Here is a 16,296-nt window from a genome sequence, read left to right on the forward strand (position 1 = left end):
GGCGATCACCCGCTCGGCAGGATCCCGAAAGAGTCGACATCGTGCCCGAGCGCCAGCGCCAGCTTCGGGGCCGCCGCGACCACGCGCGGAAATCCGACGACCGGGATGAGTTCGACGAGCACGTCGACGATCTCGGCCGCAGTCGCCCCGGCATCGACCGCGGCATCGACCTGTGCACCGTACGAAGGAACCGCGCCACCCACGGCGACGAGCGCCGCAAGCCGGACCATCGCCAGCGTTCTCGGGTCGAGCAGCGTGTCGGTCGCGAGCTGCTCGTCGTGAAGGGCGAGGCGGCGCAGCATGTCGGTGTAGTCCAACGCGACCCCCTCCTTCCTCTCGGAACGCCAACCTCGTGATCTGCGGGTCCCGTCGCGGGGTCGTACCAGACACTCAACGGTGCGCCTGCTGCCGCACGCATCACTCACATCAGGTGAATCGCCGTCAAGCGCCGACGGCCGGACGTTCACACACTCTGCGTGATGACGCCGGTCGCGGCCGAACCTACGGTTCCAGGAAGGAACCGAGCTCGAGGAGGCCGCGATGCCCGTCGATGTGACCAAGACATCTGTGCCCGCGTCGATCACGACCCCATCGAGGGTGGAAGCAGCGATCGGGGCCCTCGAGTTCACCGACGGCTACCCGACGAGCGAGGCCGCGGAGAGGCTGCGCGACCACCTCGACTACCTGCACGGTGTCGAGACGTTCATGAACACCACCCAGGCTGTGTCGACCTACGCCATTCGGCAGGGGTTCTTGGCGGCCGGGGTGAACGACGGAGACGTGCTGCTCTTCTCGGAGCTGATGGACTCACGGTCACTCTTCCTGACTGGCAACGCTGACACCGTGTACTTCTGGTCGTTCTTGGACCTGACGCAAGGACCGCAGGTCGTGGAGACCCCGGCCGACAGCTTGGGCTGCTTCGACGACATGTGGTTTCGCTGGATCAGCGACTTCGGTCTGCCCGGAGCCGACCGCGGCCAGGGCGGTACGTACCTGCTGGTCGGCCCTGGGTACGACGGGCCGCTGCCCGAAGGGGGCTGCTACATCCGGCACTCCCGCACCCACCACGTCGTCGTGCTCGGCCGCTCGTTCATCAACCAGAATCCTGGCAACGACCCCACCCCGACGGTGTCCCAGATCAAGGAACAGCTGAGGTTCTCCCCCTACGCCCCTGGTGGCGTGGGCTCCAGCATCGGGGCGTACCTGACAGGCAAGGGGCCGCTCGGCCAGGCAGCCACCCCGCACACCCCTCGGTTCGTGGAGGGTACGGGCCTGGCGATGAACACCATCCCGCCGGCCGACTTCGGCCACTACGAGATGCTCGACGCCCTGGTCCAGCTAGAGCCCGCCGAGGCCCTCGACACCGAGCTCGCCGGCCAGTTCGCCGCCCTCGGGATCGTCAAGGACGAGAAGTTCGACCCCGACCACCGACTCCGCAAGATCCTCGACGAGGCGGCGGCGGTGGGCAACGCGGCGTCCCGCACCCTCGGCATGGGGGCGCACCCGAGTGACGACTTCCGCTACTACGACGGCGACTCGGCCTGGTGGAACATGCTGTTCGCCGGTGGCTTCGAGTTCACCAACCCACCGCCGATGATCACCGCGGACGGCGTCAAGCCGTTCCCGAACAAGGGCGCGCGCCAGCTGCACTCGCGCACGTCGATGTTCTACACCGCGACCGGCATCACGCCCGCGATGTGCATGCGGCTGACCGGCGTCGGCTCGCAGTACCTCGTCTCCAACGTGGGTCCCGACGGCGAACCATTCGACGGCGCGAAGACCTACCGGCTGAGCCTGCCCAAGGGCATCCCGGCCGCCCGGTTCTGGTCACTCACCCTGTACGACAACCAGACCCGGTCCATGCTGCAGACCGAGCAGCGCTATCCCCGTGCCGGCAGCCAGCAGTACCCCTCCCCTGCCGCGGAGGCCGAGTCCGACGGCAGCACCGTCGTGTACTTCGCACCGGCGCAACCCGACGACGTCTCGCCGGGCAACTGGATCCAGACCGACCCCGAGCGCGGATGGTTCGTCATCTTGCGCCTCTACAGCCCGCTCCAGCCGTTCTTCGACAAGAGCTGGCGACCCGGCGAGATCGAACCGGTCGAGTAGACGAGCCGAGGGGCGACCATGGGGACCGAGTACGGCGAGCAGGCGCGCCGTCTACGCAACGCGGTCGAGCCGGTGGCGGCCGGGGTGTACTTCGCGCCCGAGGCGCACAGCGCGTACGAGGCGCTCGGGTTCGACGGGAGCCCGGTCGCTCAGGACGGTGTGGCTCGCCCGGAGATGAAGGCGTACTTCACCAGTCGCGGCGCCTGTCTGGGGCAGGTGCCAGGTGAGGTGGTGGCTGCCGCCTTCGGCTGCTTCAATCCGAAGGTCGTGGTGCCGGCCACCACGGTCGGGTGGCAGATCACCGACCGGCCAACGATCCTCGCGGCAAGGGAGCAGGGTGCGACCGCGATGCTGCAGCGTGTGCTCGGCGAGCAGCCCGACGACGTGGCCCGGGTCACCGAGCTGCTGCGCCGAGCGGCTGACGCGGCGCCTTGGGCAGGTCGCCCGATCTACTCCGGATTGCACTCGCTCGGATTGCCTGGGACCCCCGTGGGCGACCTGTGGCGGGCCGCCGACCTGGTACGCGAGCACCGCGGCGACAGTCACGTCATCACCTGGGCGGTCGGCGGCACCGACGCCGTGGAGGTGCTGCTCCTGACCGAGCAGTGGTGGGGCCTGCCACCCCGTGCCTACACCCCCAGCCGCGGATGGACCGATGCCGACATGGATGCCGGCTTCCAACGCCTCCGGGAACGTGGGCTGATGACCGCCGACGAGCAGATCACCGACGCCGGACGGGCCTTCCGCGAAGAGATCGAGGTCCGTACCGACGAGCTCGAACGGCCGCTCCTCGATGCGCTGGGCGACGATCTCGACGAGCTGCTCGATCACCTTGACACCTGGTCCGAGGCGATCATCGACGCCGGTTCCTACCCTCAGCGCATCGCAGGGGTCTACAACGTCGGCGGCGGACCGCACTTCGGCTCAGGGTTGACCATCGACACCGCGGAGGAGCAGTACGGGCGACGGGACTGACGATGAACGGCTCGAGACCATGGTGCCCCTGACCGCCCGGCGGCGACGCCGGCTCATCACACGCGGACCGCTCAGGGCACTCGCCACCTCGGTGGTCCTGGTCGTTCTGTACTACGTCCTGCCCCTGGACCGCCTCTCGGACGCCTCAGTGTTCGCCGTGCTCGTCGTTGGCGTCGCGCTGCTCGCCACGATGATCGCCTGGCAGGCCCGGGCCATCGTCCGCTCGGATTATCCGAGCATCCGTGCGGTCCAGTCCCTCGCCGCCACGACGCCCCTCTTCCTGCTGCTGTTCGCGTCCACGTACTTCGTCCTCGGCGCTGACGACGTCGCGATGTTTACCGAGCCGCTCAACCGGTCCGACGCGCTCTACTTCACCGTCACCATCTTCGCCACGGTCGGCTTCGGCGACATCTCACCCCAGTCCGAGACTGCCCGGCTCGTCGTCATGACGAGGCAAGGCGGACGCGGGCACCGCGACCTGATCCGTGATCCACAAGCTCCTCTGACCGAGATGGGAGATGACCGATGGAAGTCCTGTCGCTGACCGTGGCACTCGTCACGATCTTCGGCTGGTGCGTCCTCGCCAGCCGGCTCGAACGCGCCGGCCTCACCGCCCCGATCGTGTTCGTCGCCGCGGGCTTCGTGTTCACCGAAGTGGCTGGACTCTTCGACCTCCAGCTCGAGCCCGAGCTGGTGAAGTCCATCGCCGAGGTGACGCTCGTCTGGATCCTGTTCAGCGACGCGTCGAAGGTTCGGCTGATGCAGTTCGAGCGGGACCTCGGCACGTACGTCCGTCTGCTCGGGGTCGGGCTCCCACTGACCGTCGCTCTCGGAACGGTCGTGGCGATCACCGTGCTCGGGTTCGAACCGTGGGCTGCGCTGCTGCTGGGCGCCGCACTCGCGCCGACGGACGCTGCGCTCGGCGCTTCGGTGATGTCGAACCCGCGTGTCCCCGGGCCGATACGAGGGGCCCTCAACGTCGAGAGCGGGCTCAACGACGGCATCGCGACCCCGATCGTGCTCGTCGCGATCGCCGGCGTCGCCTCGGACGAGGGCATCGCCGGGGTGGACAGCCCGGGCCGCGCGGTCCTCGCCCTCGTCGTAGGCGTCGTCGCGGGCGTCGTGATCGGCTGGCTCGGCGGCGCGGTCATCAAGGAAGCCCGGCGCCGACGGTGGCTGTCCGAGGAGCTCGCCGGCCCCGCCGGCCTTGCTCTCGCACTGCTCGCGTACACCGGAGCCCTCGTGGTGGACGGGAACGGCTTCGTGGCGGCCTTCGTGGGCGGCCTGGTCTTCGGCAACGTCGCGGGGCGAGGTGGCGACAAGGAGGTCTACTTCGTCGAGCAGACGGGGGCCCTCGCCTCCATGATCTGCTGGCTCGTCTTCGGCGCCCTCGCCGTTCCCATGATCGGCGACCACCTGAGCTGGAGCATCGTCCTGTACGTCGCCTTGAGCCTCACCCTCGTACGAATGCTCCCAGTCGCACTCGCCCTTCTCGGCGCAGGATTCGGCCGGTACGGCGTCTTCTTCATCGGCTGGTTCGGCCCCCGAGGCCTTGCCTCCGTCGTCTTCGCGCTGCTCGCGCTCGAAGGCTTGCACGACGACGCGGGGTCCGATGTCGTCGCCGTCATCGCGCTCGCGGTGCTGGTCAGCGTGGTCGTGCACGGGATTACCGCCGTACCGCTCGCGAACAGGTTCGCAGCGACACCAAAGCCCGCCGGCGACAGAGAAGAGGCGCCATGACGATCATCTCGAGCTCGACACAAGAACCCAAGACGCGTCCTCGACCCTTCGCACTGACCTCCGGCGCGATGTCGGAACTTCGCGCGGATGCTGTCCGCCACGTGGCAGTGTTCGCTTATGACCGACGTCCCTGACTTCGTCGACACGTTCTCCCGCTTCCTGCGCGACGTCGTCGACCAGCACGAGCAGCGCTCGGACTCGTCCCCGCTCACCGCCGTCGTCGACCGTCATCTCGGATGCACGGCGAGCGAAGTCGCGATCGTGACGGAACAACTCAGCAGGGTTCGGCTCGCCGACGCGGACGTGGCCCCGCCTCGTTCGCCAAGGAACTCGTACGCCGCGCCGTCCTGCGCGCCGTCCTCGCCGACCGCGCCGCCGCCGACAACGATCTCGCAGCCGCCCTCAAGGAGCTGATGTCGGACCAGGAGCTGTTCACCCGCAGCCTTCTCGCGTCCGGCGAGAACGCCTTCCCGCAACCCGACGACGACTGGATCGACGTGTTCGACGACAGCGACGACCCCGACTGAGACTCAGCGCTTCGTCGACCACCAGCTCGACTCGGTACCGGCGCGGCCCGCCAGCCGGATCTCGAGGGCACAGGTGAGCCCGGAGCCGATGACCAGGCCGACGATCATCCCTTGACAAGATTTCTTGTCAAGGGCACGGTGGAGTCATGCAGGACGTCGAAGTCATCGAGAGCGCGGACGCAGCCGCCGCCGCCCTGGATCCGGTCCGGGCCCGACTGCTCGGAGAGCTGGCCGTCCCAGCCTCCGCTGCCGGACTCGCCGCCAGGGTCGGCATCGCGCGACAGAAGGTCAACTACCACCTCAAGGCGCTCGAGGCGCACGGCCTGGTGGAGCTGTCCGAGGAGCGCCACCACGGCGGCATCACCGAGCGGGTCTTGCAGGCATCGGCGTCGTCGTACGTCGTGTCGCCGGCTGTCGTCAGCGCGTCCGCGGCCGATCCGGACGCCAACGCCGACCACCTGTCGGCGGGCTACCTCGTCGCGCTCGCCGGGCGGCTGGTGCGCGAGGTCGGCACCTTGGCACGCCAGGCCGGGACGTCCGGCAAGCGCCTCCCGACGCTCACGATCGACACCAAGATCGGCTTCCGGTCAGCCGCCGACCGTGCTGCCTTCGCGGACGAGCTGACCGCTGCGGTGCTCGACCTGGCCGCTCGCTACCACCACGACGACGGACGTCCACACCGGCTCGTCGTCGCCGCCCACCCCCTTCCTGAGGAGAACTCATGAGTACGACACCGACCGTCCCGTACCGCCTGGAGTTCAGCGTCGAGGTGCCCGGCACCCCAGAGCAGGTCTGGCAGGCCATCGCCACCGCCAAGGGCATGAGCTCCTGGTATCTGCCGACCGAGCTCGAGGAGCACGAGGGCGGCTCCGTGCACTTCACCATCGGCGCCGAGATGGGCTCGGACGGTCACGTCACCGGCTGGGACCCGCCGCGCCGCCTCGCCTTCGAGGAGGACTGGTCCGCCCTCATGGGCAAGGACCCGGACGCGCTCAGCCCGCTGACGACAGAGTTCCTCGTCGAGGCCCAGTCCGGCGGCAGCTGCGTCGTCCGAGTGACCAGCAGCGGCTTCGGGACCGGCGCCGACTGGGAGTCGGAATGGTGGGACACCTTGAGCCCCGGCTGGATGCCGTTCTTCGACAACCTGCGCCTCTATCTGGCGCACTTCCCCGGCCAGGAGGCCACGCCGCTGGAAGCCGCCGCCTCCCACCCCGCCGATGCGGAGACCCTCTGGGTGACCATGTACGACGCACTCGGGCTTGGCGACGTGGGTGCGGCCGTCGAGCTGCGCGGCGCGAGCGGCACGGTCGAGCGTGTCGGCGAGCAACAGACCCTTGTCCGGCTCGCCGCGCCGGTGCCCGGGATGCTCAGCGTCTTCGCGTACGACGAGGGCGACGGCAGCGCGACGGCGGCCGTACGGGCCTACATGTTCTCTGCCGACGCCGCGGACTACGTACGGCGCGAAGAGCCGGCCTGGCAGTCGTGGCTGCAAGGGCTCTCCGTCCCGGCACGCAACCAGTGACCGAGTGACGGAGGATCGCCATGGACAGCACGGATGACGCCGGGGTCGTCGCACCCCCGGCATCGGGCCAGATCCACCGGTTCCGCGGGCTCATCGGAACCGGCGCCATCGCCGCACTTGCCGCGGTCGTCGCCACCACGCTCGCCGCCGCCCTCGCCCAGGCCGTCGGCGTCGAGTTCGAGGTCTCTGCCGGCGAGACGATCCCGTTGTCCGGGTTCGCCGTGGTGACCGGCTTCTTCTCGCTCGTCGGCGTCGTCATTGCCGCCGCGCTGCTTCGGTGGAGCGCTCGCCCCGCCGAGCGATTCGTGCAGACGGCAGTGACGCTGACCGCGATATCGCTGGTCCCGCCCTTCCTCTCCGAGGCAAGCACCGCGACCGCCATCGCCCTCGTCGGCCTCCACCTCGTCGCAGCGACGGTGATGATCCCCGTCCTCGCGCGGAGCCTCCGTACGCGGACTGACTGACGAACGCGTTGCCGACGAGCCTTGCTGTCATGCGTCGGCGTCGAGGAGGTGCCTCAGATAGCGATCGGGCGTCTGGAGGTACGCCCGCCAATGACGGACGAGTTCGAGATCCTCCCAGCGAGCCTCCCGCATACCCCACGGACCCACCTCAAGGATCCGCGCACCCGGGAGCGACGCAAGGACCGGCGAGTGAGTCGCACAGAGGACCTGCGCGCCCGACCGAGCCAGCGTGTCGAGACGTGCCATCAGCCCGAGCGTCGACGCGAACGAGAGCGCCGCCTCGGGCTCATCGAGGACATAGAAACCTGGAGAGTCGAAACGTGCCTCGAGCACCGCAAGGAAGGACTCGCCGTGACTCATCGCGTGGAAGGCCGGATCGCGGCTGTCCGGATGCTCCTCAATGAACGAGTACCAGCCGTGCATCGTCTCCGCGCGCAGGAAGAAGCCCCACCGCTTCGCTCCGATACCTCGCTGCAGCAACAGCGAGCCGTGCAGGTCTGACTCCGTCGTGCGCGTCTCGTGATGTCCGAACGCGGTGCCACCTTCGGGGGAGAGTCCGTACGCCACGGCGATCGCCTCGACGATGGTCGACTTGCCTGACCCGTTCTCTCCGACGAGGAAGGTCACGCCCGGAGCAAGCGTGAGGCCATCGCTGAGAAGCTGCTGCACGGCGGGAATGTCACCAGACCAGTCCTCGGGCGGCGGCGCGCCCGGGCTCGCCGAGACTCGTACGACCGGCTGCTTGTCGAAGGTCACGCGAACACTGTCGCAGCAGGATCAGACAACTGCGCACACCTTCCGAAAATGCACCCGCCCGAACGGATCCTGCGCAGCGGTGCGCGTGATCTCGAAACCGTGCCGCTGATAGAAGGCGATGTTCTCGACCATCGTCTCGTGGGTGTAGAGGCGGACCTCGTCGTACCCGCGACTCGTCGCGCTCGCCTCGGCCCACGCCAAGATCCCTCTGCCGAGTCCCGCGACTGCCGCCCAGGTGCGACCGCGATGTTCTCGATCAAGAGATGGTCGCCTCCCCCACGGGTCACGACAACGGCGACCGCCTCGCCGGCCTCGCGTACGACATGGACGTCCCCGTCCTCGATAGCCTGCACGTAGTTGGCGTTCATCGGCGCCGGCTCCTGCCCGATCTGCGGGACGTACGGCGCGTACGCGCTGCGCACCAGCTCGCGTACGGCCGTCGCGTCCGCGGGCTCTGCTGGTACGGGCGTCACGTCAGGAACGCACACCACCATCCTCCGTGCGCCCGACACCCCGCAACGACCTCGCGCAATGCCTGCGGTCGAAGTGACGCTTCAGCGCTCTCCGGCGAGGCCGGTCTCGTACGCGAAGATGACCGCCTGAACGCGATCACGCAGGCCCAACTTGGTCAGGATGTGACCGATGTGCGTCTTGACCGTGGTTTCGGAGACGAACATGCGCGTGGCGATCTCGGAGTTCGTGAGCCCTTCGGCCAGGTGGAAGAGGGTCTCGCGCTCACGGTTGGTGAGCGCGTCGAGGCGACTGCGAGCACGAGGGTCGATCGCACGTGGGCGATCCAGATACGTCTCGATCATCCGTCGGGTAATCGAGGGCGCCAGCAGGGAGTCCCCGCCGTGCACCGCTCTGATGCCGGCGACGAGGAACTCCGGTTGCACGTCCTTGAGCAGGAATCCGCTCGCGCCGGCGCGCAGCGCGTCGAAGACGTACTCGTCCATGTCGAAGGTCGTGAGCATGACGACGCGGACATCTTCCCCGCCCGCCGCCACGATGCGCTCGGTCGCGGTGATGCCATCGGTGCCCGGCATCCGCACGTCCATGAGCACGACGTCCGGCTGGACGGCAGCAGCGAGGTCGACCGCCTCCTCACCGTCGGCCGCTTCTCCCACCACCGTGAGGTCGGGCTCGATCTCAAGGATGAGGCGGAATCCGGTGCGCACGAGCGCCTGGTCGTCGACGAGGAGCACACCGATGGTCTCGGTGTCTTCGGGCGCTGTCACGCCGGCTCCAACGGCAGTGTCGCGAGCAGCTCGAAGCCGCCGTCGGGCAGCGGCCGGGCGACCAGCCGGCCGCCGTACACCGCCACGCGCTCCCGCATGCCGAGCAGGCCGCTGCCCGCCTCGGCCACGGCCGCATGCGCCACCCTGGCTGGTTCTCCGTCGTCGCTGACGCACAGCCGTAGCGTGGTCTCGCCGTAGTCCATCTCCACCTGCGCTGCGCGTGGGTTGCGGGCGTGGCGCAGGGCGTTGGTCAGGCCTTCCTGGACGAGCCGGTACGCCGTCAGGTCGAGCCCCGGTGCGAGCGGGCGTGGCGTGCCGGAGATGGTGAGGTCGACCGGCAGCCCGGCGGCGCGGAACTTCTCGAGGAGCGTCTCGAGCTGATCGATGCCGGGAGGCGGCTCGCGGTCGCCCGGCGTCCCCTCCTCACGAAGCACGCCGACCATGCGGCGCATCTCTGCGAGGGCTTCCCGACCCACCGACTCGACGGTCTCGAGGGCATGCCGCTCGACCGACTGATCGGGGGTCAGCCGACGACGTACGGCGGAGGCTTGGACCGTCATGACGCTCACGCTGTGCCCGAGGACGTCGTGCAGCTCGCGGGCGATCCGGGTGCGCTCCAGCGCGACGGCCTGGGCCTCTCGCTGCTCACGTGCCTGCCGGCGCTGGTCGGCGCTGATCCGGATGCTGCGGACGAGCGCGCCGAGCAGCCAGGCGATGACGAAGGGCGACATCCACACGCTGCTGCCGTACCAGTCTGCGAGGGAGTCGTTCATCGGATCGAACGCCGACCAACTAAGCCACGCCACCGGCGCGAGCGCCAGCGCGATCCAGGAGCGTCGCCACTCCAGCCACCGCGCGCACGTGTACGTCGCGATCAGGGGCGCCAGGGCGACCGCGAACCCCTCTGGCGCCCCGTACAGCGCATGCTCGACGGCACAAGCCACCGTCATCGCCACCAGGCAGGTGAGCGGGCGCCAGCGGCGGATGACGAGGAGCAGTGCCAGGACCGCGTACAGCGCCGACTGTGCCCATAACGGACCCTGCCGGTGGGTCTCGCCGTAGCCCCACCATGCCTCTGCCTGCCCCTGCACGCCGACGGCGATCGCGACTGCGATGTCGAAGGCCCAATGCCTGCGGGTCACATCCCGACGTTACTTCCAGAGATGTCGCGGCGCGTCCTCCTTCGGGAGGATTTCGGCCTCCTCCTCGCAGTCAGCAGATCTCGTCCCAGCCGACGACGACGTGCGCGTCGACAGCCGCCTAGCGTCGAAGCGGTCGGTCGGATCGAACCGACCCCACTACCTCTCGTCACTCTGAGGAGGAATCATGAACGCCATCCCACGCAGTGCGGGCCTCGGACTGCTCGTCTTCCTTGCCGGCATCGTCGCCTGGAGCTTTGCGGGCACGATGGGCGGCACCTTTCACGAGGCCGATGTTCAAGCCTTCATCGAAGGCCACCACCGCAACCTCGACTTCGTCCTGTACACCGTCGGCGCCCTCGCCTCGTTGGGGCTTCTCGTCTTCGGCTGGGCGGTCCGCGACAGATTCGAACGAGTCGGCGGGTTGATCTGGGGCCTGTGCGTCGCTGGCGTGGCGACCGCGGTCACCGGCCTGTGGTTGCTCGGCGGGTTCCAGGTCGCGATGGCCGAAGGCGGCGAGCAGGCACAAGAGATTCCGCAGTCGGTTGCGTACACGATCGGCACGATCGGTCACCTGTGCGCGGGGCCGGCACCGGCCTTCTTCATCGGCATCGTCGCACTGCTGCTGGCGGCGAAGGCAGAGATGCCCGTCTGGCTGCGCGTCTTCACCGTGCTGGCCGGCCTCTGCGCCATCACCGCGGCGTTGTACTTCACGGCAGGCGCTTACCTGCTGTGGCTGCTGGTCTTCGGGATCTGGGCGGTGTCCCATCGGCGGCCGAGCGTGAGCCGGGGCGGCGAGCGACCGGCGGAGTCGCTGGTCTGACCGAAGGCCTGGCATCACGATGATGCCTGGCCTTCGTCACTCCTGACGCGTGAGCGCACCGCTTTGTGCGGCTACGGCCCCGAGATGATGCCCAGCAGAGCAGCCTCGAACAGCGCGACAAAGGTCTCAGCCGGGAGCACGTAGCTTTGGGGCTGGGCCGTGGCGGCGAGATCCGCACCCCACGCTGCGGCACGCTCGCGCTGCAGCGGTGTCCCGTGGTGACCCGGGCTGGCGAACTGGCAGTCACCGACGGTGTAGAAGCTCAGGAGCGCGTCGGTGACCCGCTTCTTGTTCATCGCGAGACCCTGCTTGTGGGTGCCGTAGTACGACGCCATGGCGTCGGCCATCAGCTCGGTACGGCGCGTGGCCGCCGCAGGATCCGACGGACCGGTGTCGAAGACGCCGAGCTCGTACTGGACGTGGTGGGCGAACTCGTGCGCCATGATCACCCGCGGGCCGACGTCGCCGAGGCCGATGGCGTCGTACGCCGCGAGGATGCCGTCGCCGAAGACCAGCTTGTCCGGCAGCGCCGAGATCACCGGATCGGACTCCCCCTCGCCGGTGAACGCGAACGCGTTCAAAGTCCAGAGCGGGTTGTCGTAGAAGCCCCCTTGCGACTGCATGAAGGTCGCGACGGTCTGGGCTTCGAGGGCGATCGCGGCGGGCGTCATCGGGGCGATCTCCCCTGCCGCCACCATGGCCGTCAGTGTGGCTGCGATGCGGTCGGCGTCGAGCAGCACGTCCCCGTGCATCGCCATCAGCTGGATGTCGTCAGACTCGATGTCCCAGAACCGCCGCAGGTCACGGAAGGTGTTCTGGAGCTGGTGGGTGTGCGACTCGAGCGCGTAGTCCGGGTCACCGGTGGTGCCGAAGAACAGCGCATCGTACGTCGGAACGTTCAGCAGGGTGTCGAGGTGGGCGAAGAGGAAGGCGAGCTGTGCGTTCGTCATGTCGCCGAGCAGCCCGTCGACGTAGTCGTCGAGCAGGGTGCCCGAGCACTCGCTGGGAGGGACTGCCCGCTGGACTGCCGCCTTCGCCGGGATCTCGACCAGGGGCCCGCGAGCGGAGACCGCGGTTTGCCCGGGCGTTGCGGTCGCGGTGGCGACCGGACTCAGGGCCCCGAGCGCCAGGAGGAATCCGGCGCTGATCGCGAGGAACGAACGGGTGAATCTGTTCATGCGCGTCTCCCTCATCTGAGACCGGACCCCGAGTCGGGGTCAGGCGCAGGCGCTGAAGCCAGCGTAAGTCGCTCAGCAGCTCACGCGAAGAGGCGCTCTGACTCGCCAGCACCCCTCTCGCTTCTCCGACCTGAGTGGCAGACAAAGTGTGGTCTCCAGTCGGATGACTCAGCACCCTCCTGAGCGGGACCGTTGTCGACATGACGAGACTATCCACCCACTCCCCGCCTTCCGCGGTCATCACAGCGGAAGGCCTGACCAAAAGGTACGGCCGACTCACTGCGGTCGACGACGTCTCCTTCACCGTGCGCTACGGCGCCGTCACCGGCTTCCTCGGGCCCAACGGTGCTGGCAAGACAACCGTGCTGGCGATGTTGGCCGGTCTGTCGCGCCCGACATCCGGCCGCGTGCTGCTCGCCGGTACGCCGCTGGCCGACCGCCGCCCCGATGCCCGCACCGTGGGCGTGGCGATCGAGTCGTGCGGGGCGCATCCCGGGCGCTCCGCGCGACAACACTTGCGCATCCTCGCTGGGCTCGCCGGGCTCCCCGGCACCCGGGTGGAGGAGGTATTGGCGATCTCGAGTTTGACCGAGGTGGCGGGTCGCCGAGTCGGCACCTTCTCCCTGGGCATGCGGCAGCGACTCGCTCTGGCAGTCGCGTTGCTGGGTGATCCCGACGTCTTGCTGCTCGACGAGCCTGCGAACGGCCTCGACCCGGAGGGGATCCACTGGCTTCGTACGCTGCTGCGCGACCGGGCGGAGCGCGGGCGTGCGGTCCTCGTCTCCAGCCACCAGCTCAGCGGGCCGGCGAGCGCGGTCGACGACATCGTCGTCGTCAAGCGGGGCCGCGTGGTCTACTCCGGCGCGGTTGCGGATCTCTCCCCCGCCGCCGGCGTTTGGGTCCGCACCGAGGATGGAGGGCACTTCACGGAGAGCGTCGTACGCGCGGGCGGCCAGATCTCGGTGGAGTCGGCCGACGGCCGGTTCCTCGTCACCGGTCTCGATGCCTCCGCCCTCGCTGACCTGGCCCGCCGAGAACAGGTCACACTCCAGGAGCTGACACCACAGTCGACCTCTCTCGAAGACGTCTATCTCGAGCTGACGGGGGCGCAGTCATGAGGATTGCGGTGGGCGAGGTGCGCAAGCTCCTGACGATTCGTACGCCGCTCTGGTTCGCGCTCGGCTCAGTCGTCCTGGCGATCCTCAACGTCGTCGCGGTCGGGCTCGCTTCCGGAACGCTCGACGAGATCGGTGAGAAAGAAGAGGCGCTCGGCGGGATGCCGATGCTCCTGTTGTTCTTCGGCGCCGTGGCCGTCACCGCGGAGTTCCGGCATCGCACCGCGGCACCCACCGTCCTCGTCTCCGGCACGAGCTCCACGACGGTCACGGCCGTCCGGCTCGGCGCAACCCTCGTCGTCGGACTGGCCGTGGCGGTGCTCACGACTGTTGCCGCCTTCGCCCTCGGCGTGCCCATCGTCAACGGCCACCATCCCGGTCCTGACCTCACCGCGGACCACTTGGTGCCATTGGCCGCAGGATGTGTTCTCGCCGGGGCGCTCTCGGTGCTGATTGGCGCGGCCCTCGGCGCTCTGCTCCGCAACCAGATCGCGGCGGTGGTGGCGGGGATCGTCGTCTACTTCGTCGCGCCTCCACTCGTCGGAACGATCGACGCGTCGGCGGTCGACTACACCCCCTCCGGCAGCATGCAGGTGCTCACCCGTGGCGTGCATGGCGCAACGCACTCCTTCTCGGAGTCGGCGACGGCGCTTGCCGCCTGGGCCGTCGGGCTCACTCTGATCGCGATACTCGCTGAGAGCCGTCGAGATCTAGGGTGACGGTCATGACCCGGCTCGCCGTCCCCCGCATGCTGACCACGCCGGGGGACGGCCGCTGGCTCAGCCCTCGCGCCGAGCGGGTGCTGGCCGACCTGCTCGGCGTCGTGGTCGGCGTCGTGGGCGAGCTGAGCCTGCTCTACAACGACGAATCGACCGCCCGGCCGGTGCCGGTGATCCTCACCGTGGCAGTCGGTGCGGCGCTCTTCTGGCGGCGACAGCATCCGATGGTGCTGCTGGCTGCCACGCTCGCCGCCACCGGCACCCTTTTCGCCCTGGATGCGTCCCCAGGTGGAGTGCTGGTCTGCGTCGCACTCTTCACCGTCGCCGAGCGTTGTCGGACCCGCGTCGCCGTGTTTGCGCTGATCGGTGCCACCGCGGTGCTGGTGGCGCTCTCGGTGACCTCGGTGCCGCCGCCGGTGGCGGTGTGGGCGGCGGGCGCAGCTCTTCGGAGTCGGCGCCTGCACCATGCCGACCTCCGCGCCCGCACCATCGCCGCGCAGGTCGAGCGCGAACAACGGGCGGCGCTCACCGCGCACGAGGAACGCGCACAGATCGCGCGGGAGCTCCACGATATCGTCGCGCACTCTGTCACGGTGATGTTGGTGGGCGTACGCGGCGCGCGAGACGTCCTGTCGACTGAACCCGAAGCCGCTGCCAGCGTCCTGGCACAAGTCGAGTCCAGCGGTGAACAGAGCATCGTTCAGCTCCGCCGGTTGCTGACGATCCTGCGCTCCGGCGAAGCCGCCGCTTCAGGTGCGGCGCTGCACCGGCCGTTGCCGGGTCTGGCCGAGCTGCCAGAGCTGGTGGCCAGCTTCGGCGCCGTCGGGCTCACGGTCGACCTTGAGATTGACGGTGAAAGCCCGGCCCTGGACGAAGGAGTCGGCCTCTCGGTCTTTCGGATCGTGGAGGAGGCGCTCACCAACGTCCTACGCCACGCGAAGACCGACCACGCCCGGGTCCGACTCAGGACCCGACGCGGCCGCATCGATGTCGAAGTGTCCGACCGGGGAGTGGGTCCCGTCGCGCAGTCGTCCGCGGCCGGCCACGGACTCGTGGGAATGCGAGAACGTGCTCGACTCCTCGGCGGAACCCTCGAAGCTGCTGCAGGTCCCGAGGGCGGATTCCGCGTCGTCGCCGTCGTGCCCGTTAGGGTGGCCCCGTGAGCATCCGGGTGCTGCTGGCCGATGACCAGGACCTGATCCGGACGGGCCTTCGACTCTTTCTCAGCACCCAGGACGGCATCGAGGTCGTCGGCGAGGCACAGAACGGTGTCGAGGCGGTAGAGCGGGCGGCGGAACTGGGGCCGGACGTGGTCGTCATGGATGTGCGGATGCCTGTCATGGACGGCGTCACGGCGACCGCACGCCTCACGGCGTCCGACTGCGAGCACGCCCCACGGGTCTTGATCCTCACCACCTTCGACCTCGACGACTACGTGTATGGCGCACTGCGCGCCGGCGCGTCCGGATTTCTCCTCAAGGACGCACCACGCGACCGCCTCACCGAAGCCATCCGAGTCGTCGATGCCGGCGACGCGCTGCTCTCGCCCACCATCACCCGCCGACTGATCCGGGAGTTCGCCGCCCGCCCGCCGCTCCCCCTACGCCGATCACCGCTGCTCGACACCCTGACCCAGCGCGAACGCGAGGTGCTCGTCTCGGTCGCCCACGGCCTCACGAATGCCGAGATCGCCGAGAAGCTCGTGGTCACCGAGGCAACCGTGAAGAGCCACCTCGGACGCGTGCTCACCAAGCTCGCCGCGCGCGACCGGGTGCAGCTGGTCATCCTCGCCTACGCGAATGGATTGGTCAGCGCGGTCGACACCTTCAACGACACCCACGAAAACATGTGACCTCATTTCGCACTCGTCGTCATCGACACGCTTCTGCGTCTCCTTGTCGACGCAGACTCCTGCGACGTGTTTGACAGCACATCACCCTGCGAGCTAGGTTTCCTGCGACCCGAATCAGGTTTCAGGTTCGGGCCCTTTC

Annotated in this window: 19 protein-coding genes; 13 read left to right on the forward strand and 6 right to left on the reverse strand. The window is 68.7% G+C overall.

The annotated features are described in order from the left end of the window. Window positions 1-5 precede the first annotated feature (5 nt). Entirely contained in the window at window positions 6-317 is a 312-nt protein-coding gene (locus H4N58_RS13875) for a carboxymuconolactone decarboxylase family protein (protein WP_167004039.1), read from the reverse strand. A gap of 223 nt (window positions 318-540) precedes the next feature. On the opposite strand from H4N58_RS13875, the gene H4N58_RS13880 reads away from it, so the two are divergent. From H4N58_RS13880 to H4N58_RS13915, 8 genes are all read left to right on the forward strand, one after another. Next, on the forward strand, window positions 541-2,109 hold the full coding sequence (locus H4N58_RS13880; RefSeq protein WP_167004042.1) for a DUF1254 domain-containing protein: 1,569 nt from the start codon (window positions 541-543) through the stop codon (window positions 2,107-2,109). Window positions 2,110-2,127: 18 nt separating this feature from the next. Continuing rightward, the gene (locus H4N58_RS13885; RefSeq protein ID WP_182397099.1) at window positions 2,128-3,084 is read left to right on the forward strand and encodes a hypothetical protein; all 957 of its coding nucleotides are present in this window, start codon (window positions 2,128-2,130) and stop codon (window positions 3,082-3,084) included. A 19-nt stretch (window positions 3,085-3,103) separates the two neighbouring features. Next, entirely contained in the window at window positions 3,104-3,628 is a 525-nt protein-coding gene (locus tag H4N58_RS13890; protein ID WP_167004045.1) for a potassium channel family protein, read from the forward strand. After that, complete coding sequence (locus H4N58_RS13895; RefSeq protein ID WP_167250193.1) at window positions 3,610-4,824, forward strand: cation:proton antiporter; 1,215 nt, start codon at window positions 3,610-3,612, stop codon at window positions 4,822-4,824. Before H4N58_RS13890 ends, H4N58_RS13895 begins: the two co-directional genes overlap by 19 nt. 236 nt (window positions 4,825-5,060) lie before the next feature. Further along, a complete protein-coding gene (locus H4N58_RS13900; protein WP_167250191.1) occupies window positions 5,061-5,351 on the forward strand; it encodes a hypothetical protein in 291 nt (96 codons plus the stop codon). A gap of 146 nt (window positions 5,352-5,497) precedes the next feature. After that, window positions 5,498-6,076 carry a helix-turn-helix domain-containing protein gene (locus H4N58_RS13905; RefSeq protein WP_167250189.1) on the forward strand — a complete coding sequence of 193 codons (579 nt, stop codon included), beginning with the start codon at window positions 5,498-5,500 and terminating at the stop codon, window positions 6,074-6,076. Then, window positions 6,073-6,873, forward strand: coding sequence for an SRPBCC domain-containing protein (locus H4N58_RS13910; protein WP_167250187.1), 801 nt, complete (start codon window positions 6,073-6,075; stop codon window positions 6,871-6,873). Before H4N58_RS13905 ends, H4N58_RS13910 begins: the two co-directional genes overlap by 4 nt. Before the next feature lie 20 nt (window positions 6,874-6,893). Beyond that, the gene (locus H4N58_RS13915; RefSeq protein WP_167250185.1) at window positions 6,894-7,337 is read left to right on the forward strand and encodes a DUF6069 family protein; all 444 of its coding nucleotides are present in this window, start codon (window positions 6,894-6,896) and stop codon (window positions 7,335-7,337) included. Window positions 7,338-7,364: 27 nt separating this feature from the next. On the opposite strand, the gene H4N58_RS13920 is transcribed toward H4N58_RS13915, so the two are convergent. The 4 genes from H4N58_RS13920 to H4N58_RS13935 all read right to left on the reverse strand — a co-directional run bounded on the left by H4N58_RS13920 (window position 7,365) and on the right by H4N58_RS13935 (window position 10,473). Beyond that, a complete protein-coding gene (locus H4N58_RS13920) occupies window positions 7,365-8,093 on the reverse strand; it encodes an AAA family ATPase (protein ID WP_167004060.1) in 729 nt (242 codons plus the stop codon). A 21-nt stretch (window positions 8,094-8,114) separates the two neighbouring features. Continuing rightward, a complete protein-coding gene (locus H4N58_RS13925; RefSeq protein ID WP_167250183.1) occupies window positions 8,115-8,294 on the reverse strand; it encodes an N-acetyltransferase in 180 nt (59 codons plus the stop codon). 353 nt (window positions 8,295-8,647) lie between these two features. Further along, on the reverse strand, window positions 8,648-9,331 hold the full coding sequence (locus H4N58_RS13930) for a response regulator transcription factor (RefSeq protein WP_243845076.1): 684 nt from the start codon (window positions 9,329-9,331) through the stop codon (window positions 8,648-8,650). Further along, on the reverse strand, window positions 9,328-10,473 hold the full coding sequence (locus tag H4N58_RS13935; RefSeq protein ID WP_167250181.1) for a sensor histidine kinase: 1,146 nt from the start codon (window positions 10,471-10,473) through the stop codon (window positions 9,328-9,330). The genes H4N58_RS13930 and H4N58_RS13935 overlap by 4 nt, the downstream gene beginning before the upstream one ends. A 184-nt stretch (window positions 10,474-10,657) precedes the next feature. Here H4N58_RS13935 and H4N58_RS13940 point away from each other — a divergent pair, with 184 nt between their 5' ends. Further along, on the forward strand, window positions 10,658-11,293 hold the full coding sequence (locus H4N58_RS13940) for a hypothetical protein (RefSeq protein WP_167004069.1): 636 nt from the start codon (window positions 10,658-10,660) through the stop codon (window positions 11,291-11,293). Window positions 11,294-11,364: 71 nt separating this feature from the next. Here H4N58_RS13940 and H4N58_RS13945 read toward each other — a convergent pair whose 3' ends face one another. Further along, window positions 11,365-12,471, reverse strand: coding sequence for a hypothetical protein (locus H4N58_RS13945; RefSeq protein ID WP_167250179.1), 1,107 nt, complete (start codon window positions 12,469-12,471; stop codon window positions 11,365-11,367). Between the two features lie 200 nt (window positions 12,472-12,671). Between H4N58_RS13945 and H4N58_RS13950 the strand changes: the two genes are divergently transcribed. The 4 genes from H4N58_RS13950 to H4N58_RS13965 are packed head-to-tail and all read left to right on the forward strand — an operon-like array spanning window position 12,672 to window position 16,157. Beyond that, the gene (locus H4N58_RS13950; protein WP_167250177.1) at window positions 12,672-13,589 is read left to right on the forward strand and encodes an ABC transporter ATP-binding protein; all 918 of its coding nucleotides are present in this window, start codon (window positions 12,672-12,674) and stop codon (window positions 13,587-13,589) included. After that, on the forward strand, window positions 13,586-14,305 hold the full coding sequence (locus H4N58_RS13955; protein ID WP_167250175.1) for an ABC transporter permease: 720 nt from the start codon (window positions 13,586-13,588) through the stop codon (window positions 14,303-14,305). Before H4N58_RS13950 ends, H4N58_RS13955 begins: the two co-directional genes overlap by 4 nt. 5 nt (window positions 14,306-14,310) lie before the next feature. Then, window positions 14,311-15,468 (forward strand): sensor histidine kinase, encoded by a 1,158-nt coding sequence (locus H4N58_RS13960; protein WP_167004081.1) that lies wholly within the window; start codon window positions 14,311-14,313, stop codon window positions 15,466-15,468. Then, on the forward strand, window positions 15,465-16,157 hold the full coding sequence (locus tag H4N58_RS13965) for a response regulator transcription factor (protein ID WP_167250173.1): 693 nt from the start codon (window positions 15,465-15,467) through the stop codon (window positions 16,155-16,157). Before H4N58_RS13960 ends, H4N58_RS13965 begins: the two co-directional genes overlap by 4 nt. The last annotated feature ends 139 nt before the right edge of the window (window positions 16,158-16,296 follow it).

This window comes from Mumia sp. ZJ1417 (assembly GCF_014127285.1).
GTDB lineage: Bacteria > Actinomycetota > Actinomycetes > Propionibacteriales > Nocardioidaceae > Mumia.

Bases quoted from the DNA above. Each gene is read 5' to 3' on its own strand.
- H4N58_RS13945 (WP_167250179.1), bottom strand. From the start codon at position 12,471: ATGAACAGATTCACCCGTTCGTTCCTCGCGATCAGCGCCGGATTCCTC.
- H4N58_RS13910 (WP_167250187.1), top strand. From the start codon at position 6,073: ATGAGTACGACACCGACCGTCCCGTACCGCCTGGAGTTCAGCGTCGAG.
- H4N58_RS13880 (WP_167004042.1), top strand. From the start codon at position 541: ATGCCCGTCGATGTGACCAAGACATCTGTGCCCGCGTCGATCACGACC.
- H4N58_RS13940 (WP_167004069.1), top strand. From the start codon at position 10,658: ATGAACGCCATCCCACGCAGTGCGGGCCTCGGACTGCTCGTCTTCCTT.
- H4N58_RS13900 (WP_167250191.1), top strand. From the start codon at position 5,061: ATGCACGGCGAGCGAAGTCGCGATCGTGACGGAACAACTCAGCAGGGT.
- H4N58_RS13950 (WP_167250177.1), top strand. From the start codon at position 12,672: ATGACGAGACTATCCACCCACTCCCCGCCTTCCGCGGTCATCACAGCG.
- H4N58_RS13915 (WP_167250185.1), top strand. From the start codon at position 6,894: ATGGACAGCACGGATGACGCCGGGGTCGTCGCACCCCCGGCATCGGGC.
- H4N58_RS13955 (WP_167250175.1), top strand. From the start codon at position 13,586: ATGAGGATTGCGGTGGGCGAGGTGCGCAAGCTCCTGACGATTCGTACG.
- H4N58_RS13960 (WP_167004081.1), top strand. From the start codon at position 14,311: ATGACCCGGCTCGCCGTCCCCCGCATGCTGACCACGCCGGGGGACGGC.
- H4N58_RS13895 (WP_167250193.1), top strand. From the start codon at position 3,610: ATGGAAGTCCTGTCGCTGACCGTGGCACTCGTCACGATCTTCGGCTGG.
- H4N58_RS13890 (WP_167004045.1), top strand. From the start codon at position 3,104: ATGGTGCCCCTGACCGCCCGGCGGCGACGCCGGCTCATCACACGCGGA.
- H4N58_RS13885 (WP_182397099.1), top strand. From the start codon at position 2,128: ATGGGGACCGAGTACGGCGAGCAGGCGCGCCGTCTACGCAACGCGGTC.
- H4N58_RS13905 (WP_167250189.1), top strand. From the start codon at position 5,498: ATGCAGGACGTCGAAGTCATCGAGAGCGCGGACGCAGCCGCCGCCGCC.